Consider the following 15,906-nt stretch of genomic DNA (forward strand, 5'->3'; position numbering starts at 1 on the left):
CCAGAAAAGACAATCTGTCATTAGCGCCCTACCGAAATGCACGACCAAGTTATCGCTGAATTCATCTTACAATAGCACCATCAACATCTATAATGCATGACCGGTACTCGTGAAAGACAATTTAAGAACCTGGCAACTTTGCAACATCATCAACCTTGATAACAAAGTAACTTTCGTGACGAATATTATAAAAAAACCAACCGTGATCTTTTATTCCATCTAACGAATCAACTTTAAAAATCACATCGCCAGAACCATCAGAATTTAACAGTAATAATTTATAACCAGAAACAATCTCAAAATTAAGCCCCGCAGGCACTTTAATAAAACTCCCCTCAAAATTACACCCTTCCTGATAGCTGGAAGCATCAAGGCATTCTTTGAAACGTTTTACCATAACCTTCAGAGGAGAAGTGATGACAAACTGTTTCCCTTCATCTATAAACTTTCTCATTACATAAGCCGAAAACCTATGCAAATCCACGGAAATGTATCCATGTCGAATACTATCCTCTCCTAATATGTGCTCAGGACATCTATGAATACCCAGATGCATCTGAAATGGTGCATTTTTGTGCGTTAGAACCGCAACAGCCATTTCAACGGATTTACCGCCTTGTTCATCGTCATATCTGAACTTCCTATTGACATCTATCGTTGATACATAGGCACACCACACATCTACATCATCATGATGATAATATTTTAAACATTTTTCAAACAGGCCTATAGGCTCTCTCGTTTGATAAACCAGTTCATCTTTTTTGTATGGGAGAAGTGACGAACCGGGCTGCTGAACTTTGTGTTTGGCCATAGCGAGCCGTACAACTACCTGATTACAAACTTGAGTTTGTTGGCGTCTGTACTTTTCCCATTGACACTGCCCATCATCATCGACCCTTTCCATCACATAAAAATGACCTGGTTCTTTCATATATGTAAATAGTCCATCAGAAATCTTCTTAACTGATTTAGATGACCACTCTACATCACCACCTGTTGCGGCCAACTCTTGACTTGACGAACCAGACACGCTCTTTCCATAAGAGGCTAAAGATTCCATATGACGCTTCCTTATTGAAAAAAACTTAAAGACTACAACTCTTTATTGATTTAAAACGTGATATTTTACTTTAACATAAAAAGCATAACCAATTACTCCCACCTTAATAAAGAACCAGAAAAAGCATTTAAATACCAACAAAAAAAATCAAACTCAAATCAAGCCAATAAAAAAGCCCTTTACCAAGGGCTCAAAAAACCAACCTTAACTAACATTCATAATTAGCTGCAAGTTAAGAAAGAATAAATCAATATCGTACGCGTAATTATTTATTCTACGATAATCTTACCTATGGTCGCTTTCTCTGTAGGCGCCTGATCAACAGACCACCAGTCAGCAACTGCCTCGTGGGGTAAATAGGCCTGCGCATACCGGAAGCGTACTTCATAAGAACCCGGCTTGTCAGGTGCAACGATCACAAAATTAACATCCTTCTCCGTGATATCGATCCATTGACCTCTGAAATAGAGAGGATGGTGATCAAAGTAGCGCCCACCTTTAACAAATCCATTAGCAATAGTAGCCTGGGCACCTTCACCATGAATACCGACAATGATCTGAACGATACTGCCCTGCTCTCTTGCCCAACGCCACTCATAATGTGCATGCACACCAATGGTTTCACCAGGTTTCACATGAGCCGTTGTACCTTCACCATGAATATTGACATCACTGATAGCAATACCTGAATACTCAACCGTTGAATTAGACGCTGGCACATCATGCATTTCAATCATTTCTGCTGAAATACCAAAACTCAGCCCCACGAGTAAACCGATAGCCATCAATTGATTAAATGTTTTTTCCATCATAGCAATAAAACTCCCACAACTGGTTATTAATAACACTCACTAAAATCCTGCAATTAATAACGGTAATTACAGTTAATCACTCTGACCAACAACCCCACAAAAAGTTCGCCATATTTAACAAATAACCAAACAAGAGTGTCACTAATTGCTGGCAAAGAAACCCACTCGCTCAAAACCAACAGAAAACAGCCGAGGCAATAAACAGGAACAAGCCATCGTAAAACCCACATCAAACCAATACATTCAGCGAACAACTCTACCTGCCAGAAGACGTAGCAGATTAATTTTAATGACCAATTCAGACAGAACAACAAACACACAAATCAGAAAATAAAAAAGCCCCCTATTAATCATGACGCCAAAAACAACAAAAAACCCCGCACTGCGGGGCTTTTTTAAGATTAATGTCTCATCCGCTGACAATTACAGTTCGTCAGCATTCTCAGACAAGTAAGCAGCAACACCATTCGGATTAGCCTGCATGCCTTTCTTGCCTTTTTCCCAGTTAGCCGGGCAAACTTCGCCGTGCTCTTCGTGGAACTGCAGGGCGTCAACCAGACGCAGCAGCTCGTCAATGTTACGCCCCAGAGGCAGGTCGTTCACGATCTGGGCGCGAACAGTGCCTTCCTTGTCGATCAGGAAAGCCCCGCGGAACGCTACACCACCTTCGGATTCAACATCATAGGCTTTGGCAATGTCATGGCGCATGTCGGCTGCCAGCGTGTAACCCACCTGACCGATACCGCCTTTGTCGACCGGGGTATTACGCCATGCGTTGTGGCTGAAGTGGGAGTCGATGGAAACACCAACCACTTCAACACCCTTTTCCTTGAACTGCTCAATACGGTGATCCAGCGCGATCAGCTCGGAAGGGCAGACAAAGGTGAAATCCAGCGGATAGAAGAACACTAGGCCGTACTTGCCCTTGATGGCTTCTGCAAAGTTATACTCGTCGACAATCGAGCCGTCAGCCAGAACTGCAGGAACAGTGAAGTCAGGTGCTTTCTTACCTACCAATACGCCCATTGAGTTTCTCCATCAGTATTGATCAACTGGACAGACAAGGATTACCCCTATCCGACCGGGACAAATGATCTACATCATATACCCTGCACCGAAGATCGCCTACCGCCGACACCCGAAATCCTGATAGAAATTTTATCTATGCCTGATAGAAAAATGTAATCAGCGATCAATAGCGATGGAATGAAAAAACAGAGAGAAACAAGAGAGGCAAAACGGAAAGGAAACCAATGGTTTTAAAAAAACCGGTCATCCCGCAGGGATAACCGGTCACAGACAAAAACTACTGTTGCCCTGCGTTGTCAGAGGCTTCTGACTCGCCCTGTACGGCAGCCTTGATCAGTGTCTGCAGCTCACCCTTTTCATATAAATCCACCAGGATATCACTGCCACCGACCAGCTCTCCCTTGATCCACAGCTGTGGGAAGGTTGGCCAGTTAGCGTATTTCGGAAGATTCGCACGAATTTCCGGGTTAGCCAGAATATCCACATACGCGAATTTCTCACCACAGGCGATCAGAACCTGAACAGCGCGGGAAGAAAAGCCACACTGGGGCATTCTCGGAGATCCTTTCATGTACAGCAGGACATCATTCTCGGCTATCTGCTGCTTAATCTGTTCAATCACGTCCTCTGACATGTATCACCTCTGGTCTTGGATATAAAACAGCGCGAATTATAACCTTCATCAGCGGATACAGTTCAACCACTTCCCTCTGACAATCCAGACATGGGCATGCCGCAATCGCCGGGCAGGCCGCTTTGGCCGCTGCTCGCTGATCAGCAAACATAACGGAATGGACAGCACCATGCAGCCGAGCAACGGCAGCATGGCCACCTGGTAAGACGTAATGTCCAATGCTCCCTGGCTGGCCAGCGCCCGATCCAGCAACCAGCCGGACACCGGTTGGAACAGGGGGGAGCCCAGCAGCATCAGGGCATTCAACAAGGCAATGGCGGTTGCCCGGATGCGACTGCAGACAATGTTACGTACAGCCCCATAGACCAGCGCATAAGACCCCGAAGCCAGCCCCAGGAAAAACAGAATGGCAGACATCCCCAGCAACGACAAAGGCCGGTACATCACAACCCACATGGCCACAGCCACCAGGACAGCACCGCCCACCAGCACCGGTTTGTTCTTGCCGGTCAGACTGGCCATCATGCCGCACATGGGCGTTCCCACCGCCAGCCCCAGGAAGATCAAGGCGGTTCCCTCTGCGACCTCACGCTGGCATTCCGGATAAAGGCTGTTGAGATAAGGAATACACCAGAGCTGGGCAAAACTGCTGATCAGGGCATAGATCACACCGCCGTAGAATGCGCAGATCCAGAATACGGGCACATGGAGTAACTTGCCCAGCGTATCGACCAGTCCCAGCGCCCGGGGATCACTGTCATCGCTGCTGGCCACGGGGTTGGAGGCAAAGGCAGGCCGGTCCCTGACCAGGAAAACGATGGCAACAGCAATCACAGCCGCGATCATGCCCATATCAAGAAACGCGGATCGCCACTGCCCATCATACGTTTCCAGCATCACACTGCCGGCTCCCCCGCCCAGCATCGCCACCATTTCAATGAACCCAGCGATCAGAGGAAACCACGCGGCAGGATACCAGTTGCCCGCCAGGTACATACATCCCGTAATCCCCGCCGCTGCGGCAATACCCATCAGCATTCTACCCAGCACGGCCATTTCCCAGGTCTCGGACCAGGCAAACAGCAGGCAGCCAAGGGCAATCGCCAACAATGACAGAAACATCGCCCACCTGGCCCCCCATCGATCAATGGCCAGCCCCGCAGGAACCTGACAAATCATATAGGTACAGACGAAAGCGCTGGATATAAAACCGATCTGGGCGGGAGAGATGGAGAGATCATCCATCAAGGCCGGTACAAACATTCCCGGTGCGCCCTGCAACATGAACTGAAGGAAACAAAACAGTGAGGCTGTGCCACATACCACCGCAGCACGCCAGCCCGCTCTCTTGCCAGTCATCTTCACACCCCAACGTGCGAACAACTTACATTGGTGCTTAACAGGGTATCCGGATATCACATCCGGGCGCCTGCAACCCACTACGTGTCAAGCGATAATCAATAAGCAAAACATGCAGCACAGGTAAGTATATTCACGCATTCGCAATCAGCCACAGACAAAAAAGGTATAAGCTTAAACAGTCTTAAATGCCGTCAAACAATAACGCGAAAAACTAAACCTGCAACACGATGAACACGTTGGTTGCCTTGAGACTCCAACCCATCGCCTGACGGCGTTTTCACGCAGGTGAATTGCCATCCATCCACCTGCCGATTACCATCAACATCCACCACCTGTCAGGGGTGACCCTATGCCACTACCCGCACCGGGCGTGCAACCAAGTAACGGGAATTCATGACACCACACCTGCTCACAGTTGACAGCCTATCCTGCCATTACGGTACCCAGGCAGCGGTTGATGAAGTCAGTTTCACCATCGAAAAAGGTGAGGCAGCCTGCCTGCTGGGTCCAAGCGGTTGTGGTAAAACCACGACCCTGCGTGCCATTGCCGGTTTTGAAAGGATCACATCAGGCAGCATTCTGCTCGCGGGAACCGCCCTGTCGACGCCCGGGTTCCAGGTTCCACCGGAAAAGCGCCACCTGGGTATGGTCTTTCAGGATTATGCCTTGTTCCCTCACCTGACAATCCGCGACAACATCGCCTTCGGCATTCACAGGAAGGCAAATTGCAGAGAAAGGGTGGACCGTTTACTGAATTTGACCGGCCTCGCATCCATGGCCAAACGCTACCCCCATGAACTGTCCGGTGGCCAGCAGCAACGGGTTGCCCTGGCCCGGGCCCTTGCCCCTGAACCCCGCCTGTTACTGCTGGACGAACCCTTTTCCAACCTGGATGCCGAACTGCGCACCAGCCTGGCCAGGGAAGTGCGTGATATTCTCCTGGAAGCACAAATCAGCGCGATCCTGGTCACCCACGACCAGGATGAAGCCTTTTCCTTTGCCGACCAGATCGGCGTCATGCACAACGGCAAGCTGTTGCAGTGGGATACACCTGAGAACCTCTATGACTCACCAGCAACCGCCTTTACTGCCCGCTTCATTGGTGAGGGTTGCCTGATCCCCGGCAGAGTGATGGGGGATCGCATACAAACCGAGCTGGGAATCGTAAAAAACCACCCGATCTACCCTGATAACCGTACTGTCGAAGTCCTTGTTCGCCCGGACAACCTGACGCTGGAAAGCCGCAGTGATTACAGGGGACGGGTCATTCGACGCACATTCCTGGGCAGCCATACCCTGCTTCACATTGAGCTGCCTTCCGGCCAGGTCATCATGGTTACGGTTACGGGAGAAACGTCACTGAACAATGGCGATGAAACGGGCCTCAGCCTCAACGAGGCATCCCTGTCGGCATACCTCGCTGACTGACGACTGTAATCAGGATGAATAATTACGGGCCTGGTGGTAAAGCGGCAGCACCTTCGGTAAATAGTGGCGAAGACCGGCAATGCGTGTTTCTGTCGCCGGATGGGTGCTCATAAACTCTGGCGACCGATCGCCCCCCTGCTGCGCCATTTTCTGCCAGAGCGTGATAGCGGCCTGCGGATGGTAGCCGGCACGGGCCATCAGTTCGAGTCCGATGATATCCGCTTCTGCTTCTTTCTCCCGACTGTTGGGCAATGTCAGGGCATACTGGACAACATTGTTTGCCAGCCCCATCACATTGTCATCCAGCCCCAGCAGTGCACCGACCGCCCCCCTGCCAAGTTCAACGGCATAGGCTTCGGACATGGCCTCACGACCATGTTCACGCAGTGCGTGGGCCATTTCATGCCCCATGATGGCGGCAATTTCATCATCGGTCAGCTTGAGCCTATCGATAATACCGCTATAGAACAGGATTTTACCGCCCGGCATGCAGCTGGCATTCATCATGTCACTCTGGATTACGTTCACTTCCCACTGCCACTGCTGGGCATCGACCCGAAACGCCCGGGTTTCATCCACCAGGTTGGCGGCAATGCGGCGCAGCCGTTTAAGGGTCGCATCATCCGTATTCAGGGTTTTCTTACCCCCCGCTGCCTTGATGGTATTGTGGTATGCCGTTGCCGACATGGTATCCACCTGCTCAGCGCTGAGCAGGGCAAACATCCGCTGTTCCCGCTGAACACCCACCACACCGCTGCCGGTCGTATTAATCGTCTGGCAACCCACCAGCACCGATAACAGCAAACCTGCCAACACTGTTTTGATTGTCATGCCCTGACCCCTGACACATTCACTTATTGCCTGCATTCTCATCATCACATGCGACAGTTATTTATTCGATGGCAGTAATGCTACCATGAAGCTCAGCCCCCTGCCGGGCAGAATCCACGCCACACCTGACCGGAAATGAAACACCCGTATGGACCATTTCGACCGCCGCACCGCCATTCTCGACCACATCACCGGCAGTGGCTACGCCACCATTGACGAACTGGCCCAGCATTTTCGTGTCACACCGCAAACTATCCGCCGGGATATCAATCAGCTCGCCAACGAGGGAAAACTGAAACGTTATCACGGTGGCGCAGGGATTGATTCGTCTATCCAGAACACCGATTACAATGACCGGGTCGCCCAGTCCTCCAATCAAAAACAGCGGATCGCCGCTGCCGTAGCGGCCGCTATCCCGAACCACTGCTCCCTGTTCATCAATATCGGCACCACCACCGAAGCCATCGCCCAGGCATTGCTGGAACACCGCGGCCTCAGGGTCATTACCAATAATATCCATGTTGCCACGATTCTCAGCCAGAAAGATGATTTTGATATCCTGCTGACCGGCGGCACCGTCCGGGGAGATGGTGGCCTGGTCGGCCAGGCCACCGAGGATTTCATCGAACAGTTCAAGGTGGATTTTGGCATCCTCGGCATCAGCGGGATTGACGAGGATGGCTCCCTGCTGGACTTCGATTACCAGGAAGTCCATGTTTCCCGCGCCATTATGAACAACTCCCGGCAGCTGTTCCTGGCAGCGGATCATTCCAAGTTTGGTCGAAACGCGGTTGTTCGGCTGGACACCATCACTCGCTTTCACCGCGTGTTTACTGACAGCAAACCCTCAACCGCCATCTGCCAGCTGCTGGAAGAACATAGCGTCCAACTGACCCTGGCAGACTGATTACCCGGCTCCCTGTTCCGTTTTCGTTATTTATTGTTCAGAAACGATTGAGTTTTCACTCACAAATTCTAAAATGAACATATTATTTTCGTTTATGAACACAACATTTTCTAATTCGAAAACGGAATCTAACCATGCAGGCTGTCGAGCAACCGGGAATAACGGCTGAAAACCCTCTGGATATGGTCATCATTGGCGGTGGCATCAACGGCGTTGGTATCGCCCGCGATGCGGCGGGGCGAGGGTTAAATGTCTTGCTCTGTGAGCAGGCCGATCTGGCCTCTGCTACCTCGTCAACCAGCAGCAAACTGATTCATGGCGGCCTGCGCTACCTGGAGCATTATGAATTCAGGCTGGTTCGTGAAGCATTAAGGGAACGGGAAGTGGTGTTGAAAAGTGCCCCCCACCTGGTGCAACCCATGCGTTTCCAGCTCCCCCATGCGCCTCATCTGCGCCCTGCATGGATGATTCGCTGCGGCCTCTTTCTTTACGACACCCTGGCTCGCCGGGAAGTCCTGCCCGGCTGCCGCACCGTCAAACTGGACGAAAGCTCACCGCTGAAACCAGCCTTCAAAACCACGTTTGAATACTCGGACTGCTGGGTCGATGATGCCCGGTTAGTCATCTGTAATGCGATTGCCGCCCGGGAAAAAGGGGCCCAAATCCTGGTCCGGACCCGCTGCACGGGCGCCAAACGCCTTGAGGGCGCTAACCCCTGCTGGCAAATAGAGCTGACCCGGGATACCGGGGAAATCGTCCTGTATTACGCCAGGAGCCTGGTCAATGCTGCCGGCCCGTGGGTGGCCAACGTCATAGAAAACCAGCTGCATTTACAGCCGGAATACGGCATTCGCATGATCAAGGGCAGCCATATCGTTGTTCCCAGACTGCATGATCAGCCCCATGCCTATATCGTGCAAAACAAGGATCGTCGCATTGTGTTTGTGATCCCGTGGCTGGATAAGTATTCCATCATTGGTACAACGGATATGGAGTACGAAGGGGATCCTGCACAAGCAGCCATTTCTGAAGATGAAATCCAGTATCTTCTCACCCTGGTCAACGACAGTTTCCGTCAGCAATTGACCAAAGCCGATATTGTTCACACCTTCTCCGGCGTGCGTCCGCTGTGTAACGATGAATCCAGCGACCCATCCGCTATCACACGGGACTATACGCTGACCGTCAGCGATAAAAACGGCAATGCGCCTTTGCTTAACGTCTTTGGCGGCAAGCTGACCACCTACCGGAAATTAGCCGAGGCAGCACTGAAGAAGCTGTCGCCATGGTTCCCTGGCCTGAAACCTGCGTGGACGGCTGAATCACCACTGCCCGGTGGTGAATGCGCTGATATCGAAACCAGTGCCAGTGAACTTGCTGAAACCTATCCCTGGCTACCCGAATCAATGCGTCTGCGCTACCTTGGCACCTATGGTTCGCGCAGCAAAGACCTGCTCCAGCACAGCCAGTGCCTGGAAGACCTGGGGGAACACTTTGGCAATGGTTTATATGCCCGGGAAGTCGACTACCTGGTTGAACAGGAATGGGCGGTGACGGCTGACGATATTCTCTGGCGTCGAACCAAGACCGGCATGGAAATGCCGGCAACCCAGGTGAATCGTTTAAGCCAATACCTCGCAGGGCATAAGGCCGTGCCCTATGACGCACTGAAACCGGCCTCCTGACCGGTTTCAGTGACACCATCAAACCGCCTCTATCACCTCATGTTCCTCTCGCAGGGTCTGGGCAACGGAAACCATCTGTGCCAGAGCCTGCTCGACCTCTGGCCACTGCCGTGTTTTCAGGCCGCAGTCCGGGTTAACCCATAATCTCCGGGCGGGAATCCGCTCCTCCGCTTTATGCAGTAGTTCCCGCATCCACTCGGCATTGGGCACATTCGGTGAATGAATATCATAGACACCCGGCCCGATTTCATTGGGATAGGCAAAGTCCTTGAACACATCCAGCAACTCCATGTCAGAGCGGGAGGTCTCGATCGTAATGACATCCGCATCCATGGCTGCAATCGCTTCGATAATGTCGTTGAACTCGCTATAACACATATGGGTATGAATCTGCGTATGGTCATCCACACCAGACGCCGCAATCCGGAAGCAGTCCACCGCCCAGCCAAGATAAGCCTGCCACTCTGCACGCCGTAATGGCAAACCTTCCCGGATCGCAGGTTCATCAATCTGGATAATACCGATGCCAGCACGCTCCAGATCCAGCACCTCATCACGCAATGCCAGCGCCAGCTGCCGACAGGACGTCTCTCGCGACACATCCTCCCGAGGGAATGACCAGCAAAGGATTGTGACCGGCCCTGTCAGCATGCCCTTGACGGGTTTTTCGGTGCAGGATTGGGCAAATGTCGTCCATTCCACGGTCATTGGCCCGTTGCGATAGATATCTCCGACAATGATGGGCGGTTTAACGCAGCGAGAGCCATAACTCTGCACCCAGCCGTTGCGGGTAAAGGCAAAGCCTTCCAATTGCTCACCAAAGTATTCGACCATGTCATTCCGTTCGGCCTCACCATGGACGAGCACATCCAGCCCCAACGCCTCCTGTCGGGCAATAACGGAGGCAATTTCCTCCTCCATCAAACGGACATACGCGCTTTCATCCAACTCCCCCTTACGGAAGCGGTTACGATTCGTCCGAATTTCCGCTGTCTGGGGAAAGGAGCCGATAGTCGTTGTCGGATACAGCGGCAAACCAAACCGATCATGCTGCGCCCTGGCACGCTTATCATAGGCCGAACGACGCTCACACATTGCCGACGTTATCTGGCTCACCCGCTGCTGCACCTGCTGATCATGGATACGCCGGGCATCGGCGCGCGCTGCCTGGGCAGCATTGCTGGCGTCCAATAACAAGTGGTCTTCATCACGCCCATTGCCCTCTACCAGACGTCCCAGGGCAGCAATCTCATGCAGCTTCTGCACACTGAACGCCAGCCAGTTTTTGACTTCACCATCCAGTTCGGTTTCAAGCGTCAGGTCAACAGGACTGTGCAGCAACGAACAACTGGCAGACACCCAGAGCCGTTCGCCAATACGCTGATAAGCTCGTTCCAACAAGGTCAGAGAAACCCGCAGGTCATTACGCCAGACATTACGACCATTCACCACGCCCAGCGACAGAACCTTATAGGCCGGCAGGCGGTCAAGAACGGCATCCAGTTGTTCTGGCGCCCGCACGACATCAATATGCAGCCCATCCACCGGCAGGTTAACCGCCAGACCCAGGTTGTCATCCAGATGCCCGAAATAGGTGGTCAGCAACGTCTTGCAGCCCGCTCCCTGAAGCCGGTTATAGGCAGATTCATAGGCCTGCTGCCACTCTGGCGGGAGATCCAGCACCAGCGCCGGCTCATCCATCTGAACCCACTCGACATCGAGCGTCTCCAGGCGATGCAACAATTCAGCATAGACAGCCAACAAATCCGGCAACAGGGTTAACCGGTCAAAGGCCTCGCCTTTCTCTTTGCCCAACCAAAGGTAAGTGACAGGGCCGATTAAGACCGGTTTGACCTGATACCCCGCAGCCTGCGCCTCGGCGATTTCCGCAAACAGGTTTTCCGTATCCAGCGAGAACGTCTGGTCAGCGGTAAATTCAGGCACAATGTAGTGATAGTTGGTATCGAACCATTTGGTCATTTCACAGGCCGGCGCCGGCTGACCGCTCGGCGCCCGTCCCCGCGCCATACGAAACATCGTATCCAGGGAAGAAGCTGACGCCACATCGCTATCACCAAAACGCGCCGGAATGGCGCCAAACATCATGGAATGATTCAGCACATGGTCATACCAGGCAAAGTCGCCCACGGTCACAACATCAAGACCTGCAGCCTGTTGCTGCTGCCAGTTTGTGGCACGCATGGCCTGACCCGCCGCCATCAGTTCCGCCTGATCCATCTTGCCAGCCCAATAGGCTTCTACCGCACGCTTTAATTCTCGTTGTGCGCCCATCCGGGGAAAACCGGGCACATGTGCAATCGTCATTCCTGTAACTCCCACGCTCGTCTGTCGATTTCTGGTTGTTATGTGTACCGGGTCACTCCTGACCGGTTGAGTCGTATTCTGGAAGCCGGTTAAAATTGAATCAATCTCATATTTCTAAACATAACAATGAGAATTTCTAATAGTCATGATTGAAATCCGCCACCTGAAAACCCTCGAAGCCCTGCGCGAATGCGGCAGCCTGGTCGAAGCCGCCGAACGGGTACACCTGACCCAGTCAGCCCTCTCTCACCAGGTTAAGGACCTGGAAGCACGGCTCGGGCAGGCGTTGTTTATCCGCAAAACCCGACCGCTTCGCTTCACCACGGCAGGCCTCAGGCTGTTACAACTGGCAGATGACATCCTGCCTACGGTTCGGAATACGGAACGGGATCTTGCCCGACTGGCAGGTGGGCAATCAGGCCGGCTGCATATGGCCATTGAGTGCCACAGCTGTTACCAATGGCTAATGCCAACGCTGGACAAATTCCGTGACCACTGGCCGGAAGTCGAACTGGATCTGGCCAGCGGCTTTAATTTCACGCCCCTGCCGGCGCTGACCCGCGGCGATCTTGATCTCGTTGTAACTTCAGATCCTGACGAATTGCCCGGCATCCACTACGAGCCCCTGTTTCGCTACGAAATGCTGCTGGCGGTGAGTAATCGCCACCCCCTGGCCCGACAGGCCTGCATACGCCCTGAACAGCTGGCGCCGGAAGTTCTGATCACCTACCCCGTCGAACGGCAACGTTTGGATATCTTCCGACAATTCCTGGATCCGGCGAATGCCGAGCCTGCCAGCATCCGCCTCACGGAATTGACCGTCATGATGGTTCAGCTCGTGGTCAGCAACCGGGGCGTCTGCGCACTGCCCAACTGGGCTATGCATGAATACCTGGAGCAAGGATACATAAAGGCACTGAAACTGGGCGAGAAAGGCTTGTGGTCCACGCTTTACGCGGCTATTCGGGAAGAGCAGCGGGATATGCCATTCATGGCAGATTTTCTCAAAACGGCCAAAGCCACCTGTTTCAAGACATTGCCACAGATTCGCAGACCACTGCCTGAAGCAGACGCTGTCAGCGGATAAAAAAAAAAAAAAAGACCCACCAAACGGTGGGCCCAAGACAAGAACAATAATCAGGAATAAAATTCCAACTACAACCTCACTTGCATCCTTGACTAATCTGACAAAGCTGCGTTGTCAATCATGTCAAATACGCATGCGTTATGCCATAGCAGCGGCGTAAACAAATGAATCTTTACAATTGACCATCAGACGACAGAATGATTTTTCCATCATGCCTGTCGCCTGGGCCAGACCAAACTGAAACGCGCCCCGCCCAATGCCTCACTTTTGCCCACCATGGCCTGACCGTTATGCCAGTTCATGATGCGACGCACAATCGACAGACCCAGGCCATAACCGCCTGAAGCGCGGGTGCGGCTGTCATCCAGTCGTGCAAATGCAGTGAACACCCGGTCGCGCTGCTCTTCTGGAATGCCCGGGCCATCATCTTCAACATCCACACGACAGCTGTCATGGCTGACACTGAAACTCACCCTGATCGTCGATTCCGCATAGCGGCAGGCATTACCGACCAGGTTCTGGATGGCCCGGTGGATATAACGTTTGTCCACATCAATCCGGCGACGGTGCTCCAGCGCCTTGCACGGCACATGTTCGATAGTGATTCGGGTTTGCAGACGACGATGTTCTTCAACCACCTGCGCCACAATATGATCCACATCAGCCCGTTCATAGCGGATAACCGGGGTTCCCTGCTCCAGGTTGGCGTAGGTCAGAATCTCATCAACGAGCTTGTCCAGCTCTTCGATGTCGTGATCCATCCCGTTGATATACTGCTCCCGCTCAGACGGTGTTTCTGCATCAGCCACCATTTCAAGGGCAAAACGGAGCCGTGCCACCGGGGTGCGCAGTTCGTGGGACACGCCACGGATCATTTCTTTCTGGATACTCAGCAATCGCTGGATATGACTGGCCATGCCATTAAAAGCCAATGCCAGCTGACCGATGGAATCGGAGCCATGCATCTTCACCCTGACATCCAGGTTGCCCCTGGATATCTGGGTAGCCGCCTCTTCCATCTTGCGCAACCGACGTTCCAGACCACGCACCAGGACATAAATGGCAATACTCATCGACGCCAACATGAACAGACCGATGGTGGCCAGCAGGCGGAACGGGTAAAGATCCAGCAACTCCACAGGCCCCATGCGCAGCACACGGGAGTCGTCATCCATGCCGACATACATGGTCATGGTTCGTCCATTGGGATTAAACATCACCAGCGGATAACCGGTACGCAACAATGCCAACTGACGAGGCTCCAGACCTGCAACCAGCGGTTCCAACAGCGTCAATGGGTACTTGAACAGGCGCTGGCCCAAGTCTGACAGTACCTGCTTCCGCTCGGCCGCCGGGAATGACTGCAACCAGTTACGGGTCAGCGTGGCGTTACCCGAGGCCAACTGTTCGGTCAGGTCCGTCACCGTACCGACGAGTAATGTCTGCTTGTTAATGCGGGAGAACACCAGAAAGCTGTCATCACTATTGGATTCGACAATGGCGCGACCACCGGACAACCGATCCAGCATACGCTGACTGAGACCTGACTGATCATCTGGCATGACCTCCAGCGGAATCCCCAGTCGCTGCCCCCAGTCCATCAACCTGGCGTTCCACTGTGTCGGCTCCAACCGATCCAGTTGCCAGGCCATCATCCCGAACGTGCCCTGGGCCGTGCTTTCCCGGTAATCCTGTAGCCTGACACCATTAATAATGGTCAGCGCCATACCTGACAGGACGGCGACCAGCACCAGCGTAAACAGCAGGCCACCGTATATGCGAAGGAATATACTGCTCACAAGATGACTCAGTCCGTACCGGTTTTGACAAACAGATAGCCTTTGGAGCGGACGGTTTTAATCAACCGGGGATGCATGGGATCGTCACCAATTTTGGGACGGATGCGGGAAACGCGCACATCAATGGAGCGATCCTGGCCGTCGTATTCGATGCCGCGGAGTTTTTCGAAGATCTCTTCCCGGCTCAATACGCGCCCGGCATTGGAGCAGAGCAGCCAGAGCAGATCGAATTCAGCACTGGTGAGGTCAACACTCTGGTTTTCCAGCCAGGCTTCACGCATGGCGCTGTCCACGACCAGGTTGCCGAAGGTCAGGCGAATAACACCGGTTTCTTCCGTTTTCTCGACAGCGGGAAGCCGGCGGCGCATCAGGGCACGAATCCGGGCCAGCAACACCCGCGGACGCACCGGCTTGGCGACATAGTCATCCGCCCCCATTTCCAGCCCGAGCACTTCATCAAGATCATCGGTCCTGGCGGTCAGCATCAGGATCGGGCCGCGGTATTCTGGCCGTACCCGGCGACAGATAGAGACACCATCCTCACCCGGCAGCATCAGATCCAGCACCACCAGGTCCGGTTGTTCCTCCAGGATACGGGCAACTGCCCTGGCGCCATCACCCTCGATGGCAGCAGACATCCCGTTGTTTTCCAGGTATTCCTTGGTTAAAGCGGCAAGACGCTCATCATCCTCAACAATGAGAATGCGTCCGGAGTCGGCATTTTCCACAATCGTTTCCACTAGCAGTTGGTCTAAACCGGCTAAACAGGTGCCTGTCCAGTGACAATACTGACGTCCGGCGTCAGCGGCCCCTGCAACATTACGATAGGCATAGCTTACCGATGCCTTATGATAATGACTGTTGCAATCTGTAACCAGAACAGCCTTCGTCACCCTCTGTAACAATTCGATGCCCATGCTTTCCTTGTACCCGGTAACCACGAA

13 protein-coding genes are annotated in these 15,906 nt (G+C 52.8%); 4 read left to right on the top strand and 9 right to left on the bottom strand.

Features of this window, described 5'->3' with window-relative positions; genetic code table 11:
• Positions 1 to 121: 121 nt before the first annotated feature.
• The 5 genes from AC27K1_RS10815 to AC27K1_RS10835 form a co-directional block, all read right to left on the bottom strand.
• Positions 122 to 1,063, bottom strand: a complete 942-nt coding sequence (locus tag AC27K1_RS10815; protein WP_487150490.1) for a hypothetical protein — start codon at positions 1,061 to 1,063, stop codon at positions 122 to 124.
• A gap of 269 nt (positions 1,064 to 1,332) precedes the next feature.
• Positions 1,333 to 1,911: a hypothetical protein gene (locus tag AC27K1_RS10820; RefSeq protein ID WP_487150492.1), complete on the bottom strand. Its 579-nt coding sequence runs from the start codon at positions 1,909 to 1,911 to the stop codon at positions 1,333 to 1,335.
• Positions 1,912 to 2,298: 387 nt separating this feature from the next.
• Positions 2,299 to 2,901 (bottom strand): peroxiredoxin, encoded by a 603-nt coding sequence (locus AC27K1_RS10825; RefSeq protein WP_487150494.1) that lies wholly within the window; start codon positions 2,899 to 2,901, stop codon positions 2,299 to 2,301.
• A gap of 280 nt (positions 2,902 to 3,181) precedes the next feature.
• Positions 3,182 to 3,538 (bottom strand): Grx4 family monothiol glutaredoxin, encoded by a 357-nt coding sequence (gene grxD / locus AC27K1_RS10830; protein ID WP_487150496.1) that lies wholly within the window; start codon positions 3,536 to 3,538, stop codon positions 3,182 to 3,184.
• Positions 3,539 to 3,586: 48 nt separating this feature from the next.
• A complete protein-coding gene (locus tag AC27K1_RS10835) occupies positions 3,587 to 4,897 on the bottom strand; it encodes an MFS transporter (RefSeq protein WP_487150498.1) in 1,311 nt (436 codons plus the stop codon).
• Positions 4,898 to 5,293: 396 nt separating this feature from the next.
• On the opposite strand from AC27K1_RS10835, the gene AC27K1_RS10840 reads away from it, so the two are divergent.
• The gene (locus tag AC27K1_RS10840) at positions 5,294 to 6,328 is read left to right on the top strand and encodes an ABC transporter ATP-binding protein (protein ID WP_487150500.1); all 1,035 of its coding nucleotides are present in this window, start codon (positions 5,294 to 5,296) and stop codon (positions 6,326 to 6,328) included.
• Positions 6,329 to 6,337: 9 nt separating this feature from the next.
• Here the strand turns inward: AC27K1_RS10840 and AC27K1_RS10845 are convergent, their stop codons facing one another.
• Positions 6,338 to 7,159, bottom strand: coding sequence for a M48 family metallopeptidase (locus tag AC27K1_RS10845; protein WP_487150502.1), 822 nt, complete (start codon positions 7,157 to 7,159; stop codon positions 6,338 to 6,340).
• A gap of 148 nt (positions 7,160 to 7,307) precedes the next feature.
• On the opposite strand from AC27K1_RS10845, the gene AC27K1_RS10850 reads away from it, so the two are divergent.
• On the top strand, positions 7,308 to 8,066 hold the full coding sequence (locus AC27K1_RS10850) for a DeoR family transcriptional regulator (protein ID WP_487150504.1): 759 nt from the start codon (positions 7,308 to 7,310) through the stop codon (positions 8,064 to 8,066).
• Positions 8,067 to 8,200: 134 nt separating this feature from the next.
• On the top strand, positions 8,201 to 9,751 hold the full coding sequence (gene glpD, locus AC27K1_RS10855; protein WP_487150505.1) for a glycerol-3-phosphate dehydrogenase: 1,551 nt from the start codon (positions 8,201 to 8,203) through the stop codon (positions 9,749 to 9,751).
• Positions 9,752 to 9,769: 18 nt separating this feature from the next.
• On the opposite strand, the gene metE is transcribed toward glpD, so the two are convergent.
• Entirely contained in the window at positions 9,770 to 12,076 is a 2,307-nt protein-coding gene (gene metE, locus AC27K1_RS10860; protein WP_487150506.1) for a 5-methyltetrahydropteroyltriglutamate--homocysteine S-methyltransferase, read from the bottom strand.
• A 145-nt stretch (positions 12,077 to 12,221) separates the two neighbouring features.
• Here metE and AC27K1_RS10865 point away from each other — a divergent pair, with 145 nt between their 5' ends.
• Positions 12,222 to 13,163, top strand: coding sequence for a LysR family transcriptional regulator (locus AC27K1_RS10865; protein WP_487150508.1), 942 nt, complete (start codon positions 12,222 to 12,224; stop codon positions 13,161 to 13,163).
• 209 nt (positions 13,164 to 13,372) lie between these two features.
• Here the strand turns inward: AC27K1_RS10865 and AC27K1_RS10870 are convergent, their stop codons facing one another.
• Both AC27K1_RS10870 and AC27K1_RS10875 read right to left on the bottom strand, forming a co-directional pair.
• Positions 13,373 to 14,962, bottom strand: coding sequence for an ATP-binding protein (locus tag AC27K1_RS10870; RefSeq protein WP_487150510.1), 1,590 nt, complete (start codon positions 14,960 to 14,962; stop codon positions 13,373 to 13,375).
• Positions 14,963 to 14,970: 8 nt separating this feature from the next.
• Positions 14,971 to 15,690: a winged helix-turn-helix domain-containing protein gene (locus AC27K1_RS10875; protein ID WP_487150511.1), complete on the bottom strand. Its 720-nt coding sequence runs from the start codon at positions 15,688 to 15,690 to the stop codon at positions 14,971 to 14,973.
• Between the last annotated feature and the right edge of the window lie 216 nt (positions 15,691 to 15,906).

This window comes from Kistimonas ophiarachnellae (assembly GCF_057552235.1).